This window comes from Nonomuraea sp. NPDC049709, from assembly GCF_040674815.1.
GTDB lineage: Bacteria > Actinomycetota > Actinomycetes > Streptosporangiales > Streptosporangiaceae > Nonomuraea.
Window position 1 is genome coordinate 1 of sequence record NZ_JBFANM010000102.1, and the last position, 25,138, is coordinate 25,138.

25 protein-coding genes and 1 riboswitch are annotated in these 25,138 nt (G+C 68.9%); of the genes, 10 read left to right on the plus strand and 15 right to left on the minus strand.

Annotation, left to right across the window (positions count from 1 at the left end; genetic code table 11):
• From groEL to AB0J69_RS54205, 5 genes are all read right to left on the minus strand, one after another.
• Window positions 1-961, minus strand: a 961-nt coding sequence (groEL, locus tag AB0J69_RS54185; RefSeq protein ID WP_364135543.1) for a chaperonin GroEL, incomplete at its 3' end; no start/stop codon positions are given.
• Between the two features lie 327 nt (window positions 962-1,288).
• The gene (locus tag AB0J69_RS54190) at window positions 1,289-1,489 is read right to left on the minus strand and encodes a cold-shock protein (protein ID WP_068927743.1); all 201 of its coding nucleotides are present in this window, start codon (window positions 1,487-1,489) and stop codon (window positions 1,289-1,291) included.
• A gap of 244 nt (window positions 1,490-1,733) precedes the next feature.
• Window positions 1,734-2,009 (minus strand): MoaD/ThiS family protein, encoded by a 276-nt coding sequence (locus tag AB0J69_RS54195; protein ID WP_043633550.1) that lies wholly within the window; start codon window positions 2,007-2,009, stop codon window positions 1,734-1,736.
• 24 nt (window positions 2,010-2,033) lie between these two features.
• Window positions 2,034-3,266, minus strand: a complete 1,233-nt coding sequence (gene thrC / locus AB0J69_RS54200; protein ID WP_364135547.1) for a threonine synthase — start codon at window positions 3,264-3,266, stop codon at window positions 2,034-2,036.
• Window positions 3,267-3,279: 13 nt separating this feature from the next.
• Window positions 3,280-3,419, minus strand: a riboswitch (SAM riboswitch).
• 79 nt (window positions 3,420-3,498) lie between these two features.
• The gene (locus tag AB0J69_RS54205) at window positions 3,499-3,954 is read right to left on the minus strand and encodes an RNA polymerase sigma factor (protein ID WP_364135628.1); all 456 of its coding nucleotides are present in this window, start codon (window positions 3,952-3,954) and stop codon (window positions 3,499-3,501) included.
• A 130-nt stretch (window positions 3,955-4,084) separates the two neighbouring features.
• On the opposite strand from AB0J69_RS54205, the gene AB0J69_RS54210 reads away from it, so the two are divergent.
• Both AB0J69_RS54210 and AB0J69_RS54215 read left to right on the plus strand, forming a co-directional pair.
• Window positions 4,085-5,509 carry a trehalose-6-phosphate synthase gene (locus AB0J69_RS54210; protein ID WP_364135551.1) on the plus strand — a complete coding sequence of 475 codons (1,425 nt, stop codon included), beginning with the start codon at window positions 4,085-4,087 and terminating at the stop codon, window positions 5,507-5,509.
• Between the two features lie 58 nt (window positions 5,510-5,567).
• On the plus strand, window positions 5,568-6,731 hold the full coding sequence (locus tag AB0J69_RS54215; protein WP_364135554.1) for an MFS transporter: 1,164 nt from the start codon (window positions 5,568-5,570) through the stop codon (window positions 6,729-6,731).
• Here AB0J69_RS54215 and AB0J69_RS54220 read toward each other — a convergent pair.
• Genes AB0J69_RS54220 through AB0J69_RS54230 form a run of 3 tightly spaced genes read right to left on the minus strand, consistent with a single transcriptional unit; the run spans window position 6,709 to window position 8,441 of the window.
• A complete protein-coding gene (locus AB0J69_RS54220; protein ID WP_364135557.1) occupies window positions 6,709-7,296 on the minus strand; it encodes a hypothetical protein in 588 nt (195 codons plus the stop codon). The genes AB0J69_RS54215 and AB0J69_RS54220 overlap by 23 nt on opposite strands.
• Window positions 7,297-7,331: 35 nt before the next feature.
• Window positions 7,332-8,102 carry a trehalose-phosphatase gene (gene otsB / locus AB0J69_RS54225; protein ID WP_364135560.1) on the minus strand — a complete coding sequence of 257 codons (771 nt, stop codon included), beginning with the start codon at window positions 8,100-8,102 and terminating at the stop codon, window positions 7,332-7,334.
• A gap of 39 nt (window positions 8,103-8,141) precedes the next feature.
• Window positions 8,142-8,441: a DUF3263 domain-containing protein gene (locus AB0J69_RS54230; protein ID WP_364135563.1), complete on the minus strand. Its 300-nt coding sequence runs from the start codon at window positions 8,439-8,441 to the stop codon at window positions 8,142-8,144.
• A gap of 393 nt (window positions 8,442-8,834) precedes the next feature.
• Here AB0J69_RS54230 and AB0J69_RS54235 point away from each other — a divergent pair, with 393 nt between their 5' ends.
• From AB0J69_RS54235 to AB0J69_RS54250, 4 genes are read left to right on the plus strand one after another with little or no spacing between them, the layout of a single operon-like run.
• Window positions 8,835-9,425, plus strand: a complete 591-nt coding sequence (locus AB0J69_RS54235; RefSeq protein WP_364135566.1) for a hypothetical protein — start codon at window positions 8,835-8,837, stop codon at window positions 9,423-9,425.
• Window positions 9,422-10,561 (plus strand): S8 family serine peptidase, encoded by a 1,140-nt coding sequence (locus AB0J69_RS54240; protein WP_364135569.1) that lies wholly within the window; start codon window positions 9,422-9,424, stop codon window positions 10,559-10,561. Before AB0J69_RS54235 ends, AB0J69_RS54240 begins: the two co-directional genes overlap by 4 nt.
• 25 nt (window positions 10,562-10,586) lie before the next feature.
• Window positions 10,587-10,991 (plus strand): OB-fold domain-containing protein, encoded by a 405-nt coding sequence (locus tag AB0J69_RS54245; protein ID WP_364135572.1) that lies wholly within the window; start codon window positions 10,587-10,589, stop codon window positions 10,989-10,991.
• A complete protein-coding gene (locus AB0J69_RS54250; protein WP_364135575.1) occupies window positions 10,988-12,169 on the plus strand; it encodes a lipid-transfer protein in 1,182 nt (393 codons plus the stop codon). The genes AB0J69_RS54245 and AB0J69_RS54250 overlap by 4 nt, the downstream gene beginning before the upstream one ends.
• Before the next feature lie 45 nt (window positions 12,170-12,214).
• Here the strand turns inward: AB0J69_RS54250 and AB0J69_RS54255 are convergent, their stop codons facing one another.
• The 5 genes from AB0J69_RS54255 to AB0J69_RS54275 form a co-directional block, all read right to left on the minus strand.
• The gene (locus tag AB0J69_RS54255; protein WP_364135577.1) at window positions 12,215-13,231 is read right to left on the minus strand and encodes a dipeptide ABC transporter ATP-binding protein; all 1,017 of its coding nucleotides are present in this window, start codon (window positions 13,229-13,231) and stop codon (window positions 12,215-12,217) included.
• Window positions 13,215-14,252: an ABC transporter ATP-binding protein gene (locus AB0J69_RS54260; RefSeq protein WP_364135580.1), complete on the minus strand. Its 1,038-nt coding sequence runs from the start codon at window positions 14,250-14,252 to the stop codon at window positions 13,215-13,217. Before AB0J69_RS54260 ends, AB0J69_RS54255 begins: the two co-directional genes overlap by 17 nt.
• Window positions 14,253-14,265: 13 nt before the next feature.
• Window positions 14,266-15,240 carry an ABC transporter permease gene (locus AB0J69_RS54265; RefSeq protein WP_364135583.1) on the minus strand — a complete coding sequence of 325 codons (975 nt, stop codon included), beginning with the start codon at window positions 15,238-15,240 and terminating at the stop codon, window positions 14,266-14,268.
• The gene (locus tag AB0J69_RS54270; RefSeq protein WP_364135586.1) at window positions 15,233-16,177 is read right to left on the minus strand and encodes an ABC transporter permease; all 945 of its coding nucleotides are present in this window, start codon (window positions 16,175-16,177) and stop codon (window positions 15,233-15,235) included. Before AB0J69_RS54270 ends, AB0J69_RS54265 begins: the two co-directional genes overlap by 8 nt.
• Window positions 16,178-16,303: 126 nt before the next feature.
• The gene (locus tag AB0J69_RS54275; protein WP_364135589.1) at window positions 16,304-17,941 is read right to left on the minus strand and encodes an ABC transporter substrate-binding protein; all 1,638 of its coding nucleotides are present in this window, start codon (window positions 17,939-17,941) and stop codon (window positions 16,304-16,306) included.
• Between the two features lie 473 nt (window positions 17,942-18,414).
• Here AB0J69_RS54275 and AB0J69_RS54280 point away from each other — a divergent pair, with 473 nt between their 5' ends.
• The 3 genes from AB0J69_RS54280 (at window position 18,415) to AB0J69_RS54290 (ending at window position 20,641) form a co-directional block, all read left to right on the plus strand.
• A complete protein-coding gene (locus tag AB0J69_RS54280; protein WP_364135591.1) occupies window positions 18,415-19,350 on the plus strand; it encodes an ABC transporter permease in 936 nt (311 codons plus the stop codon).
• The gene (locus AB0J69_RS54285) at window positions 19,343-20,209 is read left to right on the plus strand and encodes an ABC transporter ATP-binding protein (RefSeq protein WP_364135594.1); all 867 of its coding nucleotides are present in this window, start codon (window positions 19,343-19,345) and stop codon (window positions 20,207-20,209) included. The genes AB0J69_RS54280 and AB0J69_RS54285 overlap by 8 nt, the downstream gene beginning before the upstream one ends.
• Window positions 20,210-20,485: 276 nt before the next feature.
• A complete protein-coding gene (locus AB0J69_RS54290; RefSeq protein ID WP_364135597.1) occupies window positions 20,486-20,641 on the plus strand; it encodes a hypothetical protein in 156 nt (51 codons plus the stop codon).
• Between the two features lie 918 nt (window positions 20,642-21,559).
• On the opposite strand, the gene AB0J69_RS54295 is transcribed toward AB0J69_RS54290, so the two are convergent.
• Both AB0J69_RS54295 and AB0J69_RS54300 read right to left on the minus strand, forming a co-directional pair.
• Window positions 21,560-22,558 carry a hypothetical protein gene (locus AB0J69_RS54295; protein ID WP_364135600.1) on the minus strand — a complete coding sequence of 333 codons (999 nt, stop codon included), beginning with the start codon at window positions 22,556-22,558 and terminating at the stop codon, window positions 21,560-21,562.
• Window positions 22,559-22,959: 401 nt separating this feature from the next.
• Window positions 22,960-24,276 carry a lysine 2,3-aminomutase gene (locus AB0J69_RS54300; RefSeq protein WP_364135603.1) on the minus strand — a complete coding sequence of 439 codons (1,317 nt, stop codon included), beginning with the start codon at window positions 24,274-24,276 and terminating at the stop codon, window positions 22,960-22,962.
• A 178-nt stretch (window positions 24,277-24,454) separates the two neighbouring features.
• Here AB0J69_RS54300 and AB0J69_RS54305 point away from each other — a divergent pair, with 178 nt between their 5' ends.
• Window positions 24,455-25,012 (plus strand): DUF1707 domain-containing protein, encoded by a 558-nt coding sequence (locus tag AB0J69_RS54305; RefSeq protein ID WP_364135606.1) that lies wholly within the window; start codon window positions 24,455-24,457, stop codon window positions 25,010-25,012.
• Window positions 25,013-25,138 lie beyond the last annotated feature (126 nt).

The following is a 25,138-nucleotide window of genomic DNA, read 5'->3' on the forward strand; positions in this document are numbered from 1 at the left end:
TGCGGGCGCGGCCCAGCAGGTCGAGGGTGGCGCTCTCGAGCTTGAGACCGACCTCCTCGGCGACGACCTGACCACCGGTCAGGATCGCGATGTCGTTGAGCATGGCCTTGCGGCGGTCACCGAAGCCGGGAGCCTTGACGGCGACGGAGCGGAACAGGCCGCGGATCTTGTTGACGACCAGGGTGGCCAGCGCCTCGCCCTCGACGTCCTCGGCGATGATCAGCAGCGGCTTGCCCGACTGCACGACCTTGTCGAGCAGCGGCAGCAGGTCCTTGTTGGCGGAGACCTTGCTGTTGACGATCAGGATGTACGGGTCTTCGAGCACGGCCTCCATGCGGTCCGAGTCGGTGACGAAGTACATCGACGTCATGCCCTTGTCGAAGCGCATGCCCTCGGTGAGCTCGAGCTCCAGGCCGAAGGTGTTGCTCTCCTCGACGGTGATGACACCTTCCTTGCCGACCTTGTCCATCGCCTCGGCGATGAGCGAGCCGATCTCGGCGTCGGCGGCGGAGATGGAGGCGGTCGAAGCGATCTGCTCCTTGGTCTCCACATCCTTGGCCAGCTTGGAGAGCTCCTCGCTGACCCGCTCGACGGCCGCCTCGATGCCCTTCTTCAGAGCCATCGGGTTGGCGCCGGCGGCCACGTTGCGCAGGCCCTCGCGCACCAGCGCCTGGGCGAGCACGGTGGCGGTGGTGGTGCCGTCGCCCGCGACGTCGTCGGTCTTCTTGGCGACTTCCTTGACCAGCTCAGCGCCGATCTTCTCCCATGGGTCCTCGAGCTCGATCTCCTTGGCGATGGAAACACCGTCGTTGGTGATCGTGGGAGCGCCCCACTTCTTCTCCAGCACGACGTTGCGCCCCTTGGGACCCAAGGTCACCTTGACGGCGTCGGCGAGCTGGTTCATACCGCGCTCGAGACCGCGCCGGGCGTCCTCGTCAAACGCGATCATCTTGGCTGCCATAAGGCTAGACCTCCCAGATGCAGGGTGGCTTGTCGTGGACCGAGCCGACGCCCGCGACGGCATGGGTCCGCATCTCCGTTCGGCAGACCCCATCGTCTCGATCCGAGTTGGCACTCTGCTGCACAGAGTGCCAACGAACTGTTTAGCACTCTACCCTGCCGAGTGCAAGCGAACGCCCGCTGCCCCCCTACTCCCGCCCAGGTCAGTGCGTCGGTACGGCGAGCCGCCCGGAGCGGCTCGCCGCACGCGAGTCGGCGAAAGAGAGGTGACGGTTCGCACGGACTGCGCTGCCGTGCGATCCCGCCCGGTGCATACCAGTGACGAAAATCAGACCGCGCGGACAGACTCCGCCTGCGGTCCCTTCTGGCCCTGCGTGATCTCGAACTCGACGCGCTGCCCCTGTTCGAGAGATCGGTACCCGTCCATCATGATCGCTGAGTAATGGACGAATACATCCTTACCACCGTCTACCGCGATGAAGCCGTAGCCCTTGTCCGCGTTGAACCACTTGACGGTGCCCTGCGCCACTTCCGACTCCTCTTACTGGTCTCCCAGATCTCGCCCATTCCTCCGCGGGACCTGTAATCGTATGACTTAACGGAAAATCAGCCAGACGATCGCCCTCGACCATACCTGTGGCACGGGGTTTGGCAACAGAGTCAATCTGCAAATCGCGTATTTCTTCGCAGCGAAGACCCTTCAACGTTGAATTATCCCAGGAAAAGCAGAAGGCGCCCACTAGGGGCGCCTTCAAGGGTGTGCTCCGCGGGACTCAGCCGCCGGCAACCGCCGGGATGATGGAGATCTGAGTGCCTTCTGGTGCGGGAGTGTCGAGGCCCTCCGCGAATCGGACGTCCTCTTCCCCAACGTAAACGTTGACGAAACGACGAATCTTGCCCGATTCATCCAGAATTCTCGCGCCGATCCCCGGGTAGTCAGAGTCCAGCTTGGCGAGCACGTCACGAAGAGTCGCACCCTCGCCACTCACCTCGGCGTTACCCCCGGTGTACGTGCGCAGAATGGTGGGAATCCGCACAGAAACGCTCATGGTTAAAGTCGCCTTTCCTGATTGTCAGACAGTCGCGCGGAACGCGTCGAGAGAGGGCCGGATCACGGCCGTGGGCGTGGCGTCGTCGCTGATCGCGTCGAGCGTCTTGAGCCCGTCACCGGTGTTCAGCACCACGGTCTCGGCCTCCGGGTCGAGCCGGCCGCTCTCGGCGAGCTTCTTCAGCACGCCCACGGTCACCCCGCCGGCGGTCTCGGCGAAGATGCCCTCTGTCGAGGCCAGGAGCTTGATCGCGGCCACGATCTCCGGGTCCGTGACGTCCTCGACGCCCCCTCCCGTGCGCCGCGCGATGTCCAGCACGTACGGCCCGTCGGCGGGGTTGCCGATGGCCAGCGACTTGGCGATGGTGTTGGGCTTGACCGGCTGCACGACGTCGTGCCCGGCCTTGAACGCCGTGGACACGGGCGAGCACCCGGCGGCCTGAGCACCGAAGATCTTGTAGGGCGTGTCCTCCACCAGGCCCAGCGCCACCAGCTCCTTGAAGCCCTTGTCGATCTTCGTGAGCTGCGAGCCGGACGCGATGGGGATGATGATCTGCTCGGGCAGCCGCCAGCCGAGCTGCTCGGCGATCTCGTACGCGAGCGTCTTGGAGCCCTCGGCGTAGTAAGGCCGCAGGTTGATGTTGGTGAAGCCCCACTTGTCACCCAGGGGGTCGCCGATCAGCTCGGAGCAGAACCTGTTGACGTCGTCGTAGGTGCCCTCGATCCCGATCAGCTTCCCGCCGAACACGCGGGCCATGGCGATCTTGGCCTGCTCGAGGTTGGCCGGGATGAACACGCACGCGTCGAGCCCCGCCCGCGCCGCGGCGGCGGTGACCGCGCCCGCGAGGTTGCCCGTGGAGGAGCAGGAAAGCGTGTGGAAGCCGAAGTTGCGGGCCGCCTCGACGGCCATGGCGACCACCCGGTCCTTGAAGGAGTGGGTGGGGTTTCCCGAGTCGTCCTTCACGTAAAGGGACTTGATGCCGAGCGCCCGCCCGAGGTTTCCGGCCTTGACCAATTTGGTCCAGCCGGGGTTCATATTCGGCTTGGTGGCCACGTCGGCCGGTACGGGGAGCAATGAACGGTAACGCCAGATGTTGGCCGGACCCGACTCGATGTCCGCGCGGGTCACGTCGCCGAAGGAGTAGGCCGCTTCGAGCGGCCCGAAACACTCCTGGCAGGCGAAGCTGGGACCCAGCGGGTAACGCGCGCCGCACTCGCGGCAGGACAGAGCTTCGGCGGGACCAAAGTCAAGCGACATGAAGCGAGGCCTTCCCTCATCTTCGCCCACGGCCACCTTGACCGCGAACCGGAATTGGCACCTTGTCCCGGTCGGCCTCGCAGGTCGCGAGTCGAAACCGGGAGGGTTGCCGGGGCTTCGCAGGGCCGGTCCCTCCACCCCTCTGGATGAGCAATATGCAGTTGTTGAAAAGGACTCTACCCGCTTAAGTGGCCGAAATTACCACCCGTCTCACCATGCGAGACGGGCGGTCTCAGCGATAGTCCTCACCCAGCACGCCCTGAACGTATTTGCGGGCCTGGTGGATGCGTGACTTGGCGGTGCCCAGCGGGATGCCGAGCTGCTCGGCCACCTCGTTGTAGTCCAGCTGGACGATATCGCGCAACACCAGCGCCTGCGCCAGGTCCGGCTTGTCGGCCTCCAGCGCCTCCATCGCGTCGAGCAGGTCGAGCCGCGAGCCCGCGATCACGCTGACCCGTTGCACGTCGGGCTTCTGCATCGGCAGCTCGTCCGAGCTCTGCTCGGCCGCCCGCCGCTTGAGCGACCTGTACGTGGTCCGCGCGCAGTTGGCCGTCACGATGTGCAGCCAGGTGCTGAACCTGGCCCGCCCCTCGAAGCGCCCGATGTTGCGCGCCACGGCCAGCAACGTATCTTGCGAGGCCTCCTCGGCGTCCTGGTGATAAGGCAGGATCCGGGCGCAGTGTCGCATCACATCCGGCTCTATTCGCGCCAGGAGCTCGCCAAGTGCGCGATGATCTCCAGCAGCGGCGGAGCGGGCGAGTTCCTCGGTTAGCTCATCAAGCGCCATAGCTGGGATCCTATGATCGAAGGGAGCCTTGATGAACAGCGTCCTGCTGGCCTCGAACAGAGGTCCGGTCTCCTTCACCGTCTCCGACGGCGGCGAGCTGACCATGAAGCGCGGCGGCGGCGGCCTGGTCTCAGGGCTGTCGGGAGTGGCCAAGGACGACGGCGTGCTGTGGATCTGCGCCGCGCTGTCCGACGGCGACCGCAGCGCCGTACGCCTGGCCTCCGGCGGCCGCATCGACCACGCCGGCTACGACACGGGCCCGCTGCGCATGCTGGACATCCCGCCCGCCACGTTCCACCGCGCCTACAACGCCGTGGCCAACTCCACCCTGTGGTTCATCAACCACCTGCTCTACGACATCCCCAACTCGCCCAACTTCGGCACGAGGTTCGAGCGCGAGTGGGAGTCCTACCGCGACTACAACGGGGCTTTCGCGCTGGCGCTGGCCGAGGAGGCCGGGCACGGCGCGCGCGTGATGGTGCAGGACTACCACCTGACGCTGACCCCGGCGATGCTCCGCGCCGAGCGGCCCGACCTGCGTATCGCCCACTTCAGCCACACGCCGTGGGCGCCGCCCGAATACTTCTCCCTGCTGCCCGACGAGGTGGCCGGCGAGGTCCTGGAGGGCATCCTGGGCGCCGATCACGCCGGGTTCCTCACCGACCGGTGGGCGCAGGCGTTCATGGACTGCTGCGAGCGGCTGCTCGGCGCGGAGACCGACCGCGTCGGGCGCAGCATCACCTACGAGGGCCGGACGACCCGCATCGGCGTCCACAGCCTGGGCGTGGACGGCACGGCGCTGTGGGAGCGGGCCTGCGAGCCCGACGTCGAGTCGCACATGACCGCGCTCAGGGAGCAGGTGGGCGACCGCCGGCTGATCGTCCGCATCGACCGCACCGAGCTGTCCAAGAACATCACCCGCGGCCTGATCGCCTACCGCGAGTTCCTGGCGGCGCACCCCGAGTGGCACGGCAAGGTGGTGCACCTGGCCTTCGCCTACCCCAGCCGGCACGACCTGCCCGAATACCGCGAATACACCGCGTCGGTGCAGCGCCGGGCCCAGGAGATCGAGGCCGAATACGCCACCGAGGACTGGGACCCGGTGATCCTCAACGTCAACGACGACTATCCGCGTTCGCTGGCCGCGTACCGGATGGCCGACGTGCTGCTGGTCAACCCCATCCGCGACGGGATGAACCTGGTGGCCAAGGAGGGCCCGGTCCTGTCGGAGCGGTGCGCGCTGGTGCTGTCGCGGGAGGCCGGGGCCGCCGCCGAACTGGGCCCGCACGCCCTCATGGTCAACCCGTACGACATCAGCGGCACGGCCGTCGCGCTGCACGACGCGCTGGTCATGCCCGAGGACGAGCGGCGCATGCGCCGCGACAAGCTGCACGCCGCCGCGACCGCGCTGCCCCCGCAGAAATGGCTCGCCGCCCAGCTCGACGCACTGGCCTGACGCTCTCGCCTAGCATGGGAGGGCGACCGCGTCCCTCCGTCCCGCGGGAGGCTGCCGGGTGACCACGGTCTTACCGCCCGTCCGACTGATCAGAGACCGCCCGACCTGGCTCGTCTACCTGCTGCTCAGCACGTTCGCCACCTACCTGTACGGCCTGAGCGCCGCCCTGCCCCTCCTGCGCGCCGACCAGCGCACGTCGGCCACCGTGGCCGGCCTGCACGGCACCTCCATGGCCCTGGGCACGATCGCGGCCGGGCTCCTGCTCCCCCTGCTGACCCGCAGGTTCGGCCGGCGCGCGACCAGCTGGATCGGCCTGGCCGGGATGAACGCCGGCCTGCTCGCGGTCCTGCCCACCGACGCCCTGGCCCTGACCCTGCTCGGCTACGGCGTGGCCGGCGGCTTCAGCTCGATCCTGCTCTACACGTCCATGGCGGCGCTCAGCGACCACCACGGCCCGGCCGGGCCCGCGGCGATCAGCGAGGCCAACGCGGTCGGCGTGCTCGTGGGCATGGGGATGACGTTCGGGCTCAGCGTGGTCGCCCAGACCGCGCTCGGCTGGCGGGCCGCGCTGCTGCTCACGCCGGTCGCCAGCGTGCTGCTCGCGCTGGCCATGGGCCGGGTCTGGCCCGACCGGCGGGCCGCGGGCCCCGGCGCGGGCGCGGAGTCCGTCGCCCGGCCCGGCTGGCGCTTCCACCTGGCGGGCCTGGTGCTCTTCTGCTGCGTGGCGCTGGAGTTCAGCTTCAACCTGTGGGCCGCCGACCTGTTCGCCGACCGTACGGGGCTGAGCGCGGCCACGGCGGCCACCGGGCTGACGGCGTTCGTGGCGGGACTGGCGGCGGGCAGGTTCGCCGGGGCGCGTCTGGCGCTGCGCCTGCCGCCCACGCCGCTGTTCGCGGGGGCGCTGGCGGTGACGTTCGCGGGCTGGCTGCTGTTCTGGCTGAGCACCCAGCCGGTGCTGTCCTACGCCGGGCTGGTGATCTGCGGGCTCGGCGCCGCCCTGCACTTCCCGCTGGCGCTGGCCGCGCTGATCGCCGGCTCCGGCGACCGGGCGGACCTGGCGGCGGCGGCCTCGCCCATCTGGGCGGGCGCCGCCATGGCCGTCGGTCCGCTGGCGCTCGGCACGCTCGCCGACGGCTTCGGCACCCGGACCGCGTTCCTGATGGTGCCGGTGCTCATCGGCCTGGCGGTCGCCGGGGTGCTCAGTTCCAGTCGGCGTGCTTGAGCGTGTCGGCCAGGCCCGGCGTGTTCCACTGGTCGACCACCAGGATCCTGCTCTGCGGCAGATACCACTCCCGCTGGGTGAAGCGGGTCCGCACCTTGGTCCCGGCGTCGGAGTAGGAGACGCAGGTGGACTTCCAGGCGTTGTAGGCGGCCTTGTGTCCCGGCCCGACCTGGCGCAGGCCCCTCGTCACCTTCGGGCCGATGAGCTCGTACCACTTCCGGTTGAAGGGGCAGGGCTGCACGTCCGTCGCCGTGTAGAAGGGGCGCTTGCCGGTGTAGGGATTGAAGCCCTCGGCGCCCTGCTTGATGTATTTGGGGCCGAAGACGTAGAAGGCGTCGCACTCGGGCGTGCCCCATCCCTGCGCCTTGCCGCACTTGCCGGTGACGACCTGGACCGCGTCGGTGCCGGTGCCGTACACCTTCCACTGGATCGGGATGTAGAGGGTCAGGCCGTTGCGCAGCTTGAGCTGCTGGGCGGGAGCGGCGGTCGCGGGCAGGGCGGTGGCGAGGAGGGTGGCCGCGGCGACACCCGCGGCGGCGAAAAGGGCAGAGTGACGCTTGTGCATGCGCCCGACCCTAGAGATCGCGACTTGCAGATCAGTCACGAACGGCTGAACGCCGACGCCAGCTCACCCAGCAGCGCCACGACCCCCTCCGGACCGTCCACCACGATGTCGGCCCGCTCGGCCAGTGCGGTCACCTCGGCGGAGCCGCTGCACACGGTCACGCCCGGCAGCCCGGACGCGCGTACGGCGTCGAACGCCGCCAGATCCCCCAGGTCGTCACCGACGAACATCACCGACCGGGCGGCTCGCTCCGCCAGGAACAGGCTCAGCGCGTGCCCCTTGTCCATGCCCGGCGGCCTCAGCTCCAGCACCATGCGCCCGGGCTCGACCACCAGGCCGTGCTTCTCCGCCAGCTTGGCCAGCGGCTCCCGCAGGACGGCCAGCGCCCCTTCGGGGTCGGGGCTGCGCCTGGTGTGCACGGCCACGGCCCTGGCCTTGTCCTCGACGCGCACGCCCGCCAGCCCGAGCGAGTCGAGCAGCAGCGGCAGCTCCGCCTCGGCCCGCGGCACACCCGGCGGGGGCGGGGGCGCGGAGATCCGGCCGTCCTCCCAGCGTTCGAAGCCGTAGTGGCCGAGCACGACCAGCCCCGGCACGTCGGCCAGACCCGGTCCGAGCTCCAGTGCGGTGGCCGCAGGCCTGCCGGTCACGATGGCCACCGCGAGGACGCGGGCGCCCAGGTCGGCGAGAACTTCGGGCGCCTTCGGGTGGATCACGGCGGCGGCGGGGTCGGGCACGATCGGCGACAGCGTGCCGTCGAAGTCGAGCCCGATCACGGCGCCGGCCGGATCGCTCAAGATCGCTTCCATTCCAGGGATGTTCCTCACGCGGCTGCCGTACCCAGCCGGTCAGGGACGCATGCCAAGCCTTCTGGCGGCGCGCTCGCGCTGGCGGGTGGACCGTAATCTGCGCAGCCGCTTGACCAGCATGGGGTCCTGCTCGAGAGCCTCCGGCCGGTCGATCAGCTCGCCGAGCAACTGGTAGTAGCGCGTGGCGGAGATCCCGAAGGTCTCCTTGATGGCCTGCTCCTTCGCGCCCGCGTAGCGCCACCATTGGCGCTCGAAGGCGAGGAGTTCGTGATCGCGGTCTGAGAGTGGTTGGCGGGACGGTTCCTGGGCAGCATTGTCACCGCTGAGCGGTGCTCCCATGGTGTCCTCCTCGAAAGGGGCGGGCGACGATCACGTCGCACGCACGCGGCCCGTGGCCATCGTAATGTGCGGAGTGCGGCTGTTCACGGCGGAATGAGAGACGCGCCTGGCGGCGTGTTCCAGCCCGGCTGTTCAGCAGCCTGACATCCGACTTTCTTTCACTTTATTGGCTAAAAGCCGACAGATCGGAACTACTCCGCGTATCGGTCTGTTTACCGAAGCGTCGGGTTGAGCGGGCGCTCGCGTGTCACAATGCACGAGCAGAATCGGCGGCCCCTCCCCTCCCGCCCGAGGTCCGACGTGTACCACCTGTCCGTTGCACTGATCTCCATATTGTCCGCGGTCTGGCCCGTGCCGGCGCCGCCCGTCTCAGAGCGCTGGCAGGCGTGGCCGGTGGCTCAGGTCTTCCCCGGCACGGTGCCGGGGCTCAGCCCTTCCGGGGCCCGGGTCACGTACGAGCTGGCCGGGGTGGCCCCCGAGGCGCCCTGCCGGGCCGCCTTCCACCCCGCTGCCGTGCGCCCCGGCTGCCGCACCGCCCTGCGCGCCACCTACGCCGACAGCACGCAGACCTTCGTCGTCACGGTGGGCATCGCCGTGCTCGACCGGCCGGCGCTCACCGCGCTCGGGGCGGGCCCGCAAGGCTCCGGCCACGCCGCGACGGTGCGGCCCGAGACCGTAGGACCTGAAGCCGTGCGACCCGAGGCCGTGCGACCCGAGACCGTGCGACCCGAGACCGTGCGACCCGAGACCGTACGGCCCGAGACCGTGCGGCCCGTGGCCTTCCCCGGCGGGCCGGCCGCGTGGTTCGGCGACCGGCAGTACTTCGCCGGCGTGGTGGTCGGGTCCGGGGAGCACTACGTGGTGGCGACGGCCGCCGGCTACGCGGACGGGCGGGCGTACCAGCCGGGTGACCGCGTCGTGCCGCGGCTGCGCGACGCCGCCCGGCAGCTCGCGGCGGCGCTGCACCGGGCACTCACCGGATGAGGCGGCTCCTCGTCCCCGTCCTGCTGGCCGGGCTGGCGGCCGGGATCGCGGCGGCCCCCACCGCGCACTCCGACGACGTGGGCGAGGCCGCGCGGGCCGGGCAGTGGCAGCTCGGCGCGCTGCGCCTGCCCGAGGCGTGGCGGTCGAGCAGGGGCGAGGGCGTGCTGGTGGCCGTGCTCGACACCGGCGTGAACGGCCACCACCCCGACCTGGCCGGCGCCGTCGTGCAGGGTCCCGACCTGACGGGTGCGGGCAGGGGGCTGTGGGGGCCGCACGGGACCGCCATGGCCAGCCTGATCGCCGGTCGCGGGCACGGCGACGGCCACCGGGGCGGCGTCCTGGGCGTGGCGCCCGCCGCCAGGGTGTTGTCCGTCAGGGTCACGCTGGAGAACGGCGACCCGCTGCGCCAGAAGCACCGCTCGGGCTGGGGGGACGCGCTGGCCAAGGGCATCCGCTACGCGGCCGACCGCGGCGCCGACGTGATCAGCATGTCGCTCGGCGGCGGCAGCGGCGCGTGGGAGGGGTCGGCGTCGGAGGAGGAGGCCGTCCAGTACGCGATCGGCAAGGGCGCCGTGCTGGTGGCCTCGTCGGGCAACGACGGGGCCGCGGGCAACCGGAAGAACTTCCCCGCCGCCTACCCCGGGGTGATCGCGGTGGGCGCGGTGGACCGGCGGATGAAGGTCGCCGGGTTCTCCAACCGGCAGGACTACCTGTCCGTGGTCGCGCCCGGCGCGGAGATCGTCACGGCCGACGGGGACGCCTCGTACGTGGTCGGCGACGGCACCAGCTCGGCCGCCGCCATGGTCGCGGGCGTCGCCGCCCTGATCCGGTCAGCGCATCCCGACCTGTCGCCCTACCACGTGCGGATGGCCATCGAGCTCGGCGCCCGGCGGCGGCCCGAGGACGGCTACAGCCCCGCCTACGGGCACGGCGTGGTCGACGCGCTGCTCGCGCTGCGGGAGGCCGACCGGCTGGACGTGCCGGTGCCCGGGGCGGCCCGGCCGGGGCCGTACTTCGGCGACGGGCCCGCGCCCGGCTCCCGGATGCCGGTGGTGGCGGGGATGTTGCTGCTGGTGGTCGTGATGTCGGCGCGGGTGGTCGTGCGGCATCGGGGGCGCGAAGGGGATTCAACCTAGCAAGCGCTTGTGTGATACTCCGGCTATGACGTACGCGATCGACGGCTGGTTCGCCATCGAGGGGGACGCCGTCCGCCTGCTCGGCACCAGGTGCGCGGCCTGTGGCACGGTCTGCTTCCCGCCCCGGCGGGAGTCGTGCCCCAATCCGCGCTGCGAGGGGGCGGACATGGAGGAGTTCCCGCTGCCGCGGCGCGGGCGGGTCTGGTCGTACACGAACGCCTGCTACCCGCCGCCGGCGCCGTACGTGGCGGCGCAGCCGTACGAGCCGGTGACGCTGGCCGCGGTCGAGCTCGACGAGGTGGGCATCGTGGTGCTCGGTCAGGTCCGGGGCCTGACGGTGGACCAGCTCGCGGTCGGCATGGAGCTGGAGCTGACCTCGGGGCCGCTGGCCGACGGGCCGCTGATGTGGATGTGGGGGCAGGCTTCATGAGCGTCGTCGTGCTGGGGACCGGGATGCATCCGTGGGGGAAGTGGGGGCGGCCCTTCCTGGAGTACGGCGTGGCGGCCGCCCGCGAGGCGCTGCGGGACGCCGGGGTGGCGTGGACCGACGTGCAGTTCGTGGTCGGGGCGGACACGATCAGGAACGGCTACCCGGGCTTCGTCTCCGGCGCCTCCTACGCCAGGGCGCTGGGCTGGTCGGGCGCGCGGGTGGCCTCCTGCTACGCGGCCTGCGCCTCAGGGGCCCAGGCGCTGGACATCGCGCGTACCAGGATCCTGGCGGGGTTGTGCGACGTCGCGCTCGTGATCGGGGCGGACGCGGCGCCGAAGGGCTTCTTCAAGCCGGTGGGCGGCGACCGTCCCGACGACCCCGACTGGCTGCGCTTCCGCCTCCTGGGCGCCACGAACCCCGCGTACTTCGCCCTCTACGCCCGCCGCCGCATGGCCCTGCACGGCTCGACCCCCGAGGACTTCGCCGCCGTCAAGGTCAAGAACGCGCTGGCCGGGTCGCTCAACCCGCTGGCCCGCTACCGCAAGCCGGTCACCGCCGAGGAGGTGCTGGCCTCGCCCATGGTCGCCGACCCGCTGCGCCTCATGGACATCTGCGCCACCTCCGACGGTGGCGCGGCGGTGGTGCTGGCCTCGGAGTCGTACGCGCGCCGCCTGGGCGCGCCGCTCGTCCGCCTGGCCGCCGTCTCCACGGTCACCCCCGTCTTCCCCAACACGGTGCTGGAGCTGCCGGACTTCGCCACCGACTCCTGCGTCGCCGTACCGGCCCCCGAGAGGCCCTTCAGGGCGGCGATCGCGTACGCGGCCTACGAGGAGGCCGGGGTGGGCCCGGAGGACGTGTCGCTGGCCGAGGTGTACGACCTGTCGACGGCGCTGGAGCTGGACTGGATGGAGGACGTCGGGCTGTGCCCGGCCGGGGAGGCGGACAAGCTGCTGCGCGAGGGGGAGACCGCGCTCGGCGGCCGGATCCCGGTGAACCCGTCGGGCGGCCTGGCCTCGTTCGGCGAGGCCATCCCGGCCCAGGCCATCGCCCAGCTCTGCGAGCTGACGGCGCAGCTCCGCGGCCGGGCCGGGGCCCGCCAGGTCGCCGGCGCCCGCGTGGGCCTGGCGGCCAACCAGGGCCTGTTCGGTCACGGCTCGGCCGTCATCGTCACCACGTGAGAAGGCCCCCCGGGACGACTCCCGAGGGGCCCTCCTGACGCGAGCTCAGCCGACGTGCACCACGTCGTGCGTCTCGGCGAAGTGGCAGGCGCTCTCGTGCGCCGTGCCCGGCCGGATCTGCAGCAGCGGCTCCTCCTCCGCGCAGATCTCCTGGGCCTTCCAGCACCGCGTACGGAACCGGCACCCGCTGGGCGGGTTCGCGGGCGAGGGCGGGTCACCCTGCAGGATGATCCGCTCGCGCTGCTCGCGCCCCTCGGGGTCGGGCACCGGCACCGCCGACAGCAGCGCCTGCGTGTACGGGTGGGCCGGCCGGTCGTAGATCTCCGTGTCCTTGCCCAGCTCCACGAACTTGCCCAGGTACATCACGCCCACCCGGTCGGAGATGTGGCGCACCACCGACAGGTCGTGGGCGATGAAGATGTAGGCCAGGTCGAACTCGTTCTGCAGCCGCTCCAGCAGGTTGATGACCTGCGCCTGGATCGACACGTCGAGCGCGGAGACGGGCTCGTCGCAGACGATGATCTCCGGCTGCAGCGCCAGACCCCGGGCGATGCCGATGCGCTGCCGCTGGCCGCCGGAGAACTGGTGCGGGTAACGGTTGATGTGGTCGGGGTTGAGCCCCACCACCTCCAGCAGTTCCTGCACCTTCTTGCGCCGGTCGCCCTTGGGGGCGACCTCCGTGTGGATCTCGTACGGCTCACCGATGATGTCGCCGACGGTCATCCGGGGGTTCAGCGAGGTGTACGGGTCCTGCATCACCATCTGGATGTTGCGGCGCATGGCCTTGAGCTCGCCGCCCTTGGCCTTGCCGATGTCCCGGCCGTTGATCTTCACCGAGCCCGAGGTGGGCCGCTCCAGCGCCATCAGCACCTTGGCGAGCGTGGACTTGCCACAGCCCGACTCGCCCACGATGCCCAGCGTCTCGCCCTTGTTCAGATCGAACGACACGCCGTCCACGGCCTTGATCGCGCCGATCTGCTTCTTGAAGAGGATCCCCTGGGTCAGCGGGAAGTGCTTGACCAGATCGCGTACCTCGAGGATGCGCTCACTGCCGTTCGCCATCGAGGACCTCCCTCCAGTAGTGGCAGGCGCTGCCACGCGTGCCGCTGATCTCGTAGAGCGGGGGGACGTCGGTCACGCAGTTGTCCTGCCGGTACGGGCACCGGGGATGGAACGCGCATCCTGACGGCAGGTCCAGCAGGTTGGGCGGCAGGCCCTTGATCGCGTACAGGTCCTGGCCCTTCTGGTCGACCCTGGGGATCGAGTCCAGCAGGCCCTTCGTGTACGGGTGCGCCGGAGCCTTGTAGATGTCGTACACGGGGGCCTTCTCGACGATGCGGCCTCCGTACATGACCGCGATCTTGTCGGCCACGTCGGCGACGACGCCCAGGTCGTGGGTGATCAGGATCAGGCCCATCTGGCTCTCGCGCTGCAGCTCGGCCAGCAGTTCCATGATCTGCGCCTGGACGGTCACGTCGAGCGCCGTGGTCGGCTCGTCCGCGATCAGCACCTCGGGGTCCAGCGCGATCGACATGGCGATCATGATGCGCTGGCGCATGCCCCCGGAGAACTGGTGGGGGTAGTCGTGCACGCGCTGCCTGGCGGCCGGGATGCGGACCCGGTCCATCAGCTCGACGGTCCTCTTCAGGGCGTCGGACTTGGACATGCCCCGGTGCACCCGGAACATCTCGCTGATCTGCCAGCCCACGGTGAAGACCGGGTTGAGCGCGGAGAGCGCGTCCTGGAAGATCATCGCGATCCGCTGGCCGCGCACCTGCGTGCGGGCCTCCTCCGACAGCTTGAGCAGGTCGGTGCCCCTGAAGCGGATCTGCCCCTTGGGGATGACCGCGGGCGGCATGTCGAGGATGCCCATGATGGCCTGGGCCGTCACGGACTTGCCCGAACCCGACTCGCCCAGCACCGCGAGCGTCTCACCGGGGCTGACCGTGTAGCTCACGCCGTTGACCGCTCGTACGACACCTGCCCGCGTACGGAACTCCACGTGCAGGTCCTCGACCGCGAGCAGCGGTTCGTCGCCCAGCCCTCCCTCGGCGGGCAACACATCCGAAGACGTCTTCTTCACTTGATCCCCCCTTCTATCTGAGCTTCGGGTCGAGCGCGTCGCGCACGGCGTCGCCCATCATGATGAACGCGAGCACCGTGATGCTCAGGAACACGGCCGGGAACACCAGCGGCAGCGGAGCCTCCAGGAACCTGTTGCGCGCGTCGGCGATCATCAGGCCCCATGAGATGTCCGGCGACTGCACGCCGACACCCAGGAACGACAGCGCGGCCTCGGCCGCGATGAAGCCGCCCAGGTTGATCGTGGCCACCACGATGACGGGGGCCAGCGAGTTCGGCAGCAGGTGGCGGAACATGATCCGGCTGGAGCCGGCGCCCAGCGCCCTGGCCGCGACCACGAAGTCCTGGTTCTTCGCCGTGATCACCGCGGCCCGCATGATGCGGAACACCATCGGCCAGCCGAGCACCGCCAGCGCGAGGATCACCAGCAGGATGCTGTTGGCCCGGCCGCGGAACGTGGCCGCGATCAGCAGCGCGCCGAGGATCGGGGGGATGGCGAAGAAGATCTCCGTGACCCGCGAGGACACCGTGTCGACCATGCCGCTGCGGAACCCGGCGATGATGCCGAGCAGGCCGCCGACGAACGTGGTGATGATCGTGGTGAGCACGCCGATCACGATGGAGTTGCGGGCTCCGTAGATCGTCCTGGCGTAGACGTCGCAGCCCAGGTTGTCGCGGCCGAACAGGTGGCCCGCGCTGGGCCCCTGCCGCGCCGTGGACAGGTCACAGGTCCTGGCGACGGTCGGGTCGATCGAGCTGAACAGCCAGGGCATGGCCGACATGACCAGCAGGATCAGAACGATGATCACCGAGAGGATGAACATCGGCCGGCGCCTGAGGTCGTACCACGCGTCGGTCCACAGGCTGGCGGGCTTGCCGCCCTTGGCCCGCTTGCCCGCGCGCCGCGGCGACGGTGCGGGAACCGTGTCCGGGACCAGCGTCTGCGTCTCCGGGAGCCCCGGCCCGACCGGCGGGGTTGGGTTACTCATAGCGGATCCTCGGGTCGAGCACGGCGTACAACAAGTCGACGACCAGGTTGGCCAGGATGTAGATCAGCACCAGCACCGTGATGATGCCCACCACGACCGGTTGTTCTCGCAAGTAAACCGACTGGAAGAGCTGATTGCCAATTCCCTGGAGATTGAAGATCGTCTCCGTGATCACCGCGCCGCCCATCAGGTTGCCGAGGTCGGCGCCCAGGTAGGTGACGAGCGGGATCAGCGCGTTGCGCAAGCCGTGCCGGCCGATGACGCGCCGCCTGGACAGGCCCTTGGCCGTGGCCGTCCGGATGTAGTCCGCTCTCAGGGTCTCCACCAGGCTGGTCCTGGTGAGCCTGGTCAGGTACGCGATCGACGTTCCCGCGAGCACGAAACCGGGCAGCAGGTAGCTGCGCCAGCCCGCGAAGGTGCCCGCGACGGGAAATATGTCGAGTCCCGTCCACTGCTTGAGCTTCACGCCCAGCAGGAGCTGCAGCACGAAGCCGGTCACCAGCGTCGGGACCGAGATCAGCAGCAGCGTCGAGGCGAGGATCATGGTGTCGGTGGCCCTGCCGCGGCGCAGCGCCGCCCACAGGCCCAGGCCGACGCCGATGACGGCCTCCATCACCAGCGCGGTCAGGGCGAGGTTCAGCGTGATCTGGAACTTGCCCGCCATGATCTGGGACACCGGGATGTCGGCGAAGTTCACGCCGAAGTCGCCGCGGAAGAGCACGCCGCTGATGTAGTACCAGTACTGCAGCAGCAGCGGATCATTGAGGTGATACTGCTCGCGCAGGACCGCGGCGACGGCGGGGTCCGGGCGCTTGTCTCCGAACAACGCCGCGATGGGATCCCCGGGCAGAGCAAAGACGATGCAGAAGATGAGTAGCGTGGCGCCGAGCAGGACGGGTATCGCCTGGATCAGTCGCCTAATGACATATCGGCCCATTCAAGCCCTCCGGTACATACTTGGAGGCAGCCCCCTGAGTCCGTGGTTTACCCGGCCCGAGTGACTGCCTCCAAGCTCGGCCATCCGACGGGTGGGCGGCACGTGCCGCCCACCGCGCGAATGACGTCAGGCCTTCTCGACGTCGGCCCAGTTGATCTGGTTGAGCAGGTTGAGCTTGACGTTCTTGACCTTCGTCGAGTGCCCGAAGTTGCTCCGGTAGAAGTAGATCGGGATGTACGGCAGCTCCTTCAGCAGGATGTCGTCCGCCTGCTGGTAGAACTTCAGGCCCTCGGCCGCGTCCGCGGCCTGGTCGCCCTTGGCCATCAGGTCGTCGAACTCCTTGTTGGAGTAGCCGCCGTAGTTGGAGCCCGTCTCGATGGCGCCGGTGTTGAAGATCGGGGTCAGGTAGTTCTCCGCCGAGGGGTAGTCGATGGCCCAGCCCATGCGGAACAGGCCCTTGTACTCCTTGGCGTCCAGGGCGTCCAGGATGCCCTGGAACTTCTCGAACGGCTTCGGCGTGACCTCGATGCCCAGGTTGGCCCGCAGGTTGTTGGCGACCGCCTCGATCCACTCCTTGTGGCCGCCGTCTGCGTTGTAGCCGAGCTCGATGGTCTTGGGGCCGTTGGCGGCCTCGTACAGCTTCTTGGCCTCGGCCGGGTTGTACGTGCACGCCTCGCAGGCGCCCTGGCGGTAGCCGGGGATGGCCGGGTTGATGAAGTCGTCGGCCGGGGCGCGGGTGCCGGAGAAGACCGTGTCGGTGATCGTCTTCCGGTCGATGGCCATCGAGATGGCCTTGCGCACGTCGACGCTCTCGAATTCCTTGTTGTACTTCAGCGGCACGCCGATGTGGCCGATGGAGGCGTCGGGCTCGTCGAAGTAGCGGTCACCCAGCACCGACTTCGCCGTGGAGATGGCGGTGGCCGGCAGGGAGTCGTGGATGTCGAGGTTCTCGGCCTGGAGGTCGTTCCACGCGGTCTCGGAGCTCGTGTAGACCTTGAACTGGAGCTTCGTCCAGCCGGTCGGCTTCTTGCCCGGGAACTTGTCGTAGACCGACAGCTCGATGGTCGGGTCGGTGCCCTTCTTGTAGGGCTTGTCCAGCTTGAACAGGCCCTGGCCGATCGGCTGCTCGCCGAAGGCCTGGGTCACCTTGCCGTCGGCGCCGATGGCGCTCTTGGGCATCGGGTAGAAGGCGGTGTAGCCCAGCATCGTCTTGAACTGCGAGAACGGCGCGGCGAGCGTGACCTCGAGGGTGGTGTCGTCGACGACCTTGAGACCCTTCATCTCCTTGCTCGTCGGCGTCTTGCCCTCACCCGGGTGCACGTCGGCGTAGCCGTCGATGCGACCGAAGAAGTAGGACGAGCCCATGGCGTTGTCCTGGAGGGCGGCGTAGTTCCACGCGCGGGCGTAGTCCGCGGCGGTCACGGCCGTGCCGTCGTGCCACGTGTAACCGGACTTCAGCTTGATCGTCCAGACCTTGCTGTCCGTCGTGGTAATGGACTCGGCGGCCTCTTCGACCGGCTCCTTGTTCTCGTCGTAGCGCACGAGCGGCGAGAACACCGCGGCGAGAACCTCGGAGCCCTCGGTCTCGGTCGTGTTCTGCGGGTTCAGGAGCTCCTGAGGCTCACCGATCTCCATGCGGACCGGCGTCTCTCCGCCGCCCGCGGCAGTGCCGCCGTTGTCCGTGGCACCGCCGCCACACGCGGCAACCGCGAGGGCGAGCAGCGCGGTACCGGCGACGATCTGTGCGCCCTTAGTAACACGCATGGTGAAAGAATTCCTCCCTCTACAGGTGGGCGCCAAGCGCTGAGCTGCGGTGATCGTGAGCAGCCTGACGGGGGGTTCCTGGTATCCCCCCGGGTTTGGCTGACATGGTCAAACCAGCCGACGCCCTGCCAGTCGATCGCGACTATCCCTTACTACTTGCCACCAGCGAGTCTCTGGCGCGTTGCAGTTCGGTCACACGTGTGCCTATCCAGCGTCACAGACATTTAGCACAGAGAGCCTCAAACAGTGCAAACCAGCCCCAACGGGTAGGGCCTGGACGTGAACAGTCGATGAAAAATACCCCCTACATGACGGTGGTCGCGCCCTTGCCAGCACGCCCCGGCTCGCTGGGCTACGGTTGAGCAGGTCTTGACGACGCCTTGGAACCCGGCGTCCGAAGACTCCGTCCAACTGTCTGTCGCCAACCCGCGCGACAGGCACCCCACCGACCGGGATCCAATAGAGTCCTTGCCATGAGCCAGCCGGAATCCGCTGTCGCGGACGCCCAGGCGGGCGGCCGAAGCGGGCAGGAGCCGCTGGCCAAGCTCGCCAAGAGATACGGACTTCGCCGTGCCATCGCCCGGCCGAGGTTCCCTGTCTACGTGCGCCAGCTGTGGCAGCGGCGACACTTCATCCTGACGTACGCGACCTCGCGCAACGTCACGAAATACTCCAGCTCGGCGCTCGGCCAGCTGTGGCAGGTTCTGACCCCGCTGCTCAACGCCGCCATCTACTTCCTGATGTTCGGCGTCATCCTGGGCGGCAGCAAGGACATCCAGAACTACCCGGCGTTCCTGCTGACCGGGATGTTCATCTTCACCTTCACGCAGCGGACGGTCACCGCCGGCGCCAAGTCGATCTCGAGCAACCTGTCGATGATCCGGGCGCTGCACTTCCCGCGCGCCTCGCTGCCGCTGGCCTACACGATCCAGGAGCTCCAGCAGCTCGCCATCTCCATGGGCGTGCTCCTCTCCCTCGTGGTCGCCACCCAGGAGTGGCCCACGTGGCACTGGTTGATGATCCCCGTGGTGCTCGCGCTGCAGACGATGTTCAACGTCGGCGCCGGCCTGGTGGTCGCCCGGCTCGGGGCCACGATGCGCGACCTCAACCAGCTGCTGCCGTTCATCACCCGCACCTGGCTCTACGCCTCGGGCGTGTTCTTCTCGATCCAGGACAAGGTGGTTGAGGCCGCACAGCTGCCCCAGTGGGTGGCCAACGTGATGTACCTCAACCCGGCGGCCTCCTTCATCGAGTGGATGCGGGAGATCCTCATCAAGACCCACAACCCCGAGTTCGGCCACCACCCGCCACCGATGGTGTGGATGTCTTGCGTATTCTGGGCGGTGTTCGCACTCGGCTTCGGCTTCTGGTACTTCTGGCGGTCCGAGGAGAGGTACGGGCGTGGCTGAACTGACCAAGGAGCTGTCACAGGTGAAGGGCGACAAGCCCGCCGACCCCGGCAAGGATGTGAGAGTGCATCCCAACCCGGAGCCCCCGGGCAAGCGGCCCCTCGACGTCCCCACAGGCACTCCCACCGTCATCGTCGACGATCTCCACATCGTCTACCGCGTCTACGGGGCGGCCTCGGACAACGAGAAGGGCAACGCGGTCAACGCCCTCACGCGCATTCTGAAGCGTCAGGGGCGCCCGCAGATGAAAGAGGTCCACGCGGTCAAGGGCGTGACCTTCGTGGCCTATCACGGCGACGCCATCGGCATCGTGGGGCGCAACGGGTCGGGCAAGTCCACGCTCCTGCGCGCCATCGCGGGCCTGCTGCCCCCGCACAAGGGCGCCGTCTACACCGACGGCCAGCCCTCGCTGCTCGGCGTCAACGCGGCCCTCATGCGCGAGCTGACCGGCGAGCGCAACATCGTCCTCGGCTGCTACGCCATGGGCATGACGCCCGCCGAGGTCAGGGAGAAATACCAGGAGATCGTCGACTTCTCCGGCATCGACGAGTTCGTCCAGCTGCCCATGTCCACCTACTCCTCCGGCATGGGCGCCCGCCTGCGCTTCGCCATCTCCTCCGCCAAGACCCACGACGTCCTCCTGATCGACGAGGCCCTGGCGACCGGTGACCGCGAGTTCCGCAAGAAGAGCGAGGAGCGCATCCGCCAGATCCGCGAGTCGGCCGGCACGGTCTTCCTCGTCGCTCACGACCTGCGGGTCATCGAGGAGACCTGCAACCGGGTCATCTGGCTGCACAAGGGCAAGATCAAAATGGACGGCGACCCGAAGGAAGTCATCTCCGCCTACAACAAGGGCTGACCCATCTGAGGGGTCTCCTCATCTGTTACGCGGTGCCGTGGCCTGCCACCCGCCGCACTTCGGCTGATGGCCCTCCATGCAACGGCCGCTGACCCTTCAGTGGTGTGCCGCCGTTACGCGAGCCCAAGTTGCCCGACTCCGTGGTGGTTCGGTGTTCGATCTTGTGTGCGAAACTGCGGCGACCCGTGGGGCAAATGACTGACAGCGAGCCTCCCGTTCCGATAGGATTCGAACGTCAATTCGATCCGGGGAATGGTGATGGAGTGGGGGCGCGCGATGGGAGAGCTTGCGGCCGCGATTGACCACCTGGACACCGAGGACGTGTCCGAGATCCCGAGAATGCAGCTCGCCGAGCAGTTGATCGAGTTGCACTGGCAGATGGCCCGGCTGCAGGCCCAGATCGCCCGCCGCACCGGCGTCCGCCTCCCCTGAGGCAACCCGAACTGGCGACCCCCCAGACGCAGGCAGTTCCACCCGGCCGTTCGACACCGGCCCGCGCGATGGCGACCCACTAGACACCGGCCGTTCCGCCAGCGGCCCGTTCGACGGCGGCCCGTTCGACGGCGGCCCGTTCGACTCTGGTCGGCGAAGCCGGCGGTGGCTGGGGAGTTCGCTTGGAGCGGTCCTCTGCGACGCGTAGGGCCTGGCTCCGGCCCCCGGACACCGGTGGCCGGGAGATCACGGCTACAAGGGCTTCTCGGCGCCTTGCACGGCTGTCCTGAGCGGGCGGCGATTCAGCCCTCGGGCGGGCAAGGAGGCGCGCATGGCGGCGGCCCGCCACGTGGCGGTCAGCGGGCGTATTCCTGGAGGCCACCAGCCACGTGCGGCGGGTGGCGGTGACGCCGGCTCCGCCGTAAAAGATCGTGCCTGGAGAAAAGGTGAGCATGAAAAGGCCGCCGGCCCCGGGGTGGGGCCGGCGGTGGGGGCTCGCGCGGCGCCGCTGCCCTGCAGTGGCGGCGCGGTACGCGAGCGCGCCCTGGGCGCGGGCGCGTCCGCCCGGGCCCGAGATGAGACCGCCCGCTTGCGCGGGGGACCTCGCAACCCACGCGCGTCAGTGCCTCGGGCACCCGGCACCTTTGGGCGCCCCGTCGGCCTGCCGCGTCAGCGCGACGGCGTCCCAAGAGGCAGGGCCCCGGTCCTGAGCTCCGGACCGGCGGGCCCTGACCGGGGGACCCCGTTGGTGAAGGGGCCCCGGGCAAGGGGATACACGCCGTCAGGGAACTGCTGGGGCGCGTGAACGGGCCGCCTCGTCGCCGGCGGGGCCGGTGCCCGGGCGTCGGCACCTAGGACGCCCGCGAACCGTCCTGCCGGCCCTCGGCCGACCTCGTTCATCAGCGCCTCCATCGCGTCCTAGTCGCGAATCCAGGAGTTCCGCACCGAGCTCGTCAGCGCGTCGGTGGTCCAGCCGAGGGCGGTGATCACGTCGCTGTAGGAGCTTGCGGCCTTGGTCCCGGTGGCCGTGACGAAGGCCGAGGAGTCCTCGACGAGCGGGGTGAGCTCGTCCATGGAGGCGGCCTGGGAGGTGGCGGGCAGAGCCTCGACGACCGGCGCCATCTCGGCGGGCGCGACCTGCCCGATCACCGGGGACAGCTGACCGCTCGAGGCGTGCGGCAGCGCGCGCCGGGCGGCCTCGGAGAGGCCGGCCACGACGGTGTCGGCCGACAGGGACTCGACACCCTTGGTGGTGCCGTTCATGGTCTTGGCCGTGGCGGTGCTGGTGTCCATGACGCTGGTGCCGGAGGCCGGCAGCAGGGTGGCGCCGGGCAGCCCGGTCGTCGCGCCCCCCACGGACGACCCCAGCATGCCGGTCATGGAGCCGACGGTGCCGTGCACGGTGGTGCCCGGGGACAGGAGCTCGCCCTGGCCCTGCTTGGATGCCTTCACCGAGGGCATGCCAGGCTGCGCCATGCGCGCCGCGCCCGACAGGACGGGCAGCGACTCGGTCAGGCCGCCCCCGCCGAGCGGGATCCCCGCGACGATGGGCGACAGTTCGGGCAGCGGACCTCCGCCGCGGATGACGTCCTCGGCCGCGTTGGCCGAGCCGGTGGGCTCGGCCTGGTTCTCGCTGGCGGCGTCGCGCTCGGCCTCGGTCATCTGGCCACCCGGGTGGGCGCCGGACTTGGGCTTGGAGCCGCCGAGCAGGCCGTCCAGAACGCCGCCCCCGACCAGGCCGCCCAGGAGGCTGCCGAGTGGGCTGCCGGCTGCAGCTGTGGTGCCTCCGCCCGGGCCGTCGATAGGAGCGTACCTGGCGGTGTTGTATTGAACTTCCGCTTGAGCTGGCACGGCCATCGCCGCAGCCGCCAAGCCGAATGCTGTGACGGCAATCGCCGTCTTGACTACTCGATTCATGATTGCCTTCCCGGCTCGTGATCGATCGCTCTCGAATGCGGTGGAAATGCGAATCGATAACCCCCGTATGCCGTTGCGTGCGCGCTATGGGCACCACACTGAGCGTGCCGCCACGGCTGAGCTACGCAAGCAGTTCTATCACTCGGGTTGATCGGCCGCAGGCGCATGAATGCCCATGTAGCAGGGGTTTGCAGCCCGGTTACCGAGTAAAGGGGGAGCGTTGAGCGGGAAGACAAAACGGAAATAGGCGGGTCTTGTTTCCGATATTGCGCGCATACGCGCGGGCGCGTGGCCGAAGCGCGGAGGGCGCCCCGACGGCCCGTGAACAAAGGGTCGTGAAAACAAATGTCACGGGCCGGGGGCGCGGGTTTTCGCCGGTCGCGGTGGACGCGCGCGGCCGATCAGATGGGCAGGAGAGCTTCCGCGGGTTCGAACGGAAAACGTTCGGCGAAGGCGGGACGCAGATCCGTCAGCCAGACCGCGGACGGGTCGTAACGAGCGAAGAACGGGAGCCCCACCAGCGAGGGGTCCCGGGCCTGGATGAAGTGGAGCACGAAGACCCGCTCCCCGGCGATTTCCGTGACGCCGTCGACGCACACCTTGCCCGGTGTGGCCGACATCGACGGCCCGCGGACCGTGCGGCAGAGCCCCGACACGCTCGCGTACGCGTCCCTGAAGATCTCGTACGCCCGCGCCAGCGGCACCGCGAAGTAGTCCTGAGGCCCGGTGTCGCGCTCCACGAACATGTAATAGGGAATCATCCCCATCCTGAGCTGACGCCGCCACATGTCCGACCACACGGCCGGGTCGTCGTTGATGGACCTGATCAGCGGAGCCTGGGTCCTGATCGTGGCCCCGCTGCCGAGGATGCGCTCGACCGCCGACCCGACCAGCGGCGATTCCAGCTCGCGCAGGTGTGAGAAGTGGGCCATGAACGCGAGGTTCTTCCCGGCGCCCACCACCTTTTCGAAAAGGCGCAACGTGTCGTCGGCGTCGGGATCCGTGGTGAAGCGCTGTGGCCAGTAGGCCAGCGCCTTGGTGCCGATCCTGATGGATTCGAGCTGCTCGATCTCGATCAACGGGTCGATATATCGCCGGATCACCGGCTCGCCCATGATCATCGCATCGCCACCCGTGATCAGCACGCTGGTGACCTCGGGGTGCTGGCGGATGTAGCCCACCAGCTGGTCGATGTCGTCGGAGGCGAACTTCAGGTCCGCGTCACCGACGAACTGCGCCCACCTGAAGCAATAGGTGCAGTAGGCGTGGCAAGTCTGCCCCTGCTTGGGGAAGAACAGCACGGTTTCCGAATATTTGTGCTGCATGCCAGGAACCGGCTCATCACCCATCTTCGGGACGTTGAGCTCCTTCTGACCTGCGGGATGTGGGTTGAGCTGTGCGCGTACGCGGTTGGCCTCGGCCTGGATCTCGGTGTTGGGCGCCTCGGCCTTCAGCAGGTCGGCGAGGCGGGCGACGTCCGCCGCGGGCAGCATGTCCGCCTGCGGGAAGACGAGCCGGTATATGGGGTCGTCGGGGGCGGCCGACCAATCTATGAGTTCATCCACGACGTAGGCGTTCGTCCGAAAGGGCAGCACCGTGGCGACGGCGCGGACCTTGAGCCGCTCGTCGTCCCCCAGCCCCGCACGCTGCAGGAGCTGGTCGAGGTGCTTGGACGTGTACGCCCGGAAGCGTCGGGTGCCTGCTTGGTTCAAGATCACTAGGCCTTTCCCATCTTTTTTGTTCGATCGGGTGTAAACCTCACGACCCTGTCGCGCGTCTACGGTTCTTAATACCCGGACGCGCTTACCGGCGTCACCGGTTCCGCTGGGCTCCAAGTTTTCCTTGAGGTTCAGGGACACTCGCGACATATCGCGTACAGGCATAGACTGACTTATCGTGACCGATGACCCCGACCTGCGCGCCTCAGACGCCGACCGCGACCGCGTGGCCGCGGTGCTCGGCGAGGCACTCGCCACAGGAAGACTCACCAGCGTCGAGCACGCCGACCGCCTCGAGGTCGCCTACACGGCCAAGACGCTCGGCGAGCTCGTCCCCATCACCCGGGACCTTCCCGAGGTGTCCGCATCCAGTGCGCCCGCCGCCGTCGAGCAGCAGGTGATCAGCTCCAAGTTCAGCAAGGTCGTCCGCAAGGGACGCTGGGTGGCTTCCCGGCACACCACGTTGTCGGCCAGGTTCGGGGCGCTCATCATAGACCTGTCGGACGCCGTGCTGCCGGGGCGCGAGATCACGATCCAGACGAGCGCCCGGTTCAGCAAGTTGATCGTCCGCGTCCCCGAGAACGCCCACGTGATCGACGAGGGCAGCTCGACCTTCGGCAAGCGCAACGTGACAGGCGGCTCCATAGGCGACGGGCCGTTGATCAGGCTGACCGGCTCCTCGATGTTCTCCAAGGTGATCGTCACCCGCGGAAAGGACGACTGGAACCTGCACTAGGGCGTGGCCAGGACTGGAACGTGCTCTCAGGGGAACCAACAGGGCCTACCCGCCGGTTAACCTGGCACCTGCCTTGCCTGCGATGCGGACATACCGAGCCCGCGTTCCGGCCGAAGCCGTGACGGC

What these genes read in the sequence shown, in the direction of transcription:
- AB0J69_RS54195 (WP_043633550.1), bottom strand. Translation starts at nt 2,009, where the DNA reads ATGAGCGTTTCTGTGCGGATTCCCACCATTCTGCGCACGTACACCGGG.
- thrC (WP_364135547.1), bottom strand. Translation starts at nt 3,266, where the DNA reads ATGTCGCTTGACTTTGGTCCCGCCGAAGCTCTGTCCTGCCGCGAGTGC.
- AB0J69_RS54205 (WP_364135628.1), bottom strand. Translation starts at nt 3,954, where the DNA reads ATGCGACACTGCGCCCGGATCCTGCCTTATCACCAGGACGCCGAGGAG.
- AB0J69_RS54210 (WP_364135551.1), top strand. Translation starts at nt 4,085, where the DNA reads ATGAACAGCGTCCTGCTGGCCTCGAACAGAGGTCCGGTCTCCTTCACC.
- AB0J69_RS54220 (WP_364135557.1), bottom strand. Translation starts at nt 7,296, where the DNA reads ATGCACAAGCGTCACTCTGCCCTTTTCGCCGCCGCGGGTGTCGCCGCG.
- otsB (WP_364135560.1), bottom strand. Translation starts at nt 8,102, where the DNA reads ATGGAAGCGATCTTGAGCGATCCGGCCGGCGCCGTGATCGGGCTCGAC.
- AB0J69_RS54230 (WP_364135563.1), bottom strand. Translation starts at nt 8,441, where the DNA reads ATGGGAGCACCGCTCAGCGGTGACAATGCTGCCCAGGAACCGTCCCGC.
- AB0J69_RS54240 (WP_364135569.1), top strand. Translation starts at nt 9,422, where the DNA reads ATGAGGCGGCTCCTCGTCCCCGTCCTGCTGGCCGGGCTGGCGGCCGGG.
- AB0J69_RS54245 (WP_364135572.1), top strand. Translation starts at nt 10,587, where the DNA reads ATGACGTACGCGATCGACGGCTGGTTCGCCATCGAGGGGGACGCCGTC.
- AB0J69_RS54250 (WP_364135575.1), top strand. Translation starts at nt 10,988, where the DNA reads ATGAGCGTCGTCGTGCTGGGGACCGGGATGCATCCGTGGGGGAAGTGG.
- AB0J69_RS54255 (WP_364135577.1), bottom strand. Translation starts at nt 13,231, where the DNA reads ATGGCGAACGGCAGTGAGCGCATCCTCGAGGTACGCGATCTGGTCAAG.
- AB0J69_RS54265 (WP_364135583.1), bottom strand. Translation starts at nt 15,240, where the DNA reads ATGAGTAACCCAACCCCGCCGGTCGGGCCGGGGCTCCCGGAGACGCAG.
- AB0J69_RS54270 (WP_364135586.1), bottom strand. Translation starts at nt 16,177, where the DNA reads ATGGGCCGATATGTCATTAGGCGACTGATCCAGGCGATACCCGTCCTG.
- AB0J69_RS54275 (WP_364135589.1), bottom strand. Translation starts at nt 17,941, where the DNA reads ATGCGTGTTACTAAGGGCGCACAGATCGTCGCCGGTACCGCGCTGCTC.
- AB0J69_RS54280 (WP_364135591.1), top strand. Translation starts at nt 18,415, where the DNA reads ATGAGCCAGCCGGAATCCGCTGTCGCGGACGCCCAGGCGGGCGGCCGA.
- AB0J69_RS54290 (WP_364135597.1), top strand. Translation starts at nt 20,486, where the DNA reads ATGGGAGAGCTTGCGGCCGCGATTGACCACCTGGACACCGAGGACGTG.
- AB0J69_RS54295 (WP_364135600.1), bottom strand. Translation starts at nt 22,558, where the DNA reads ATGAATCGAGTAGTCAAGACGGCGATTGCCGTCACAGCATTCGGCTTG.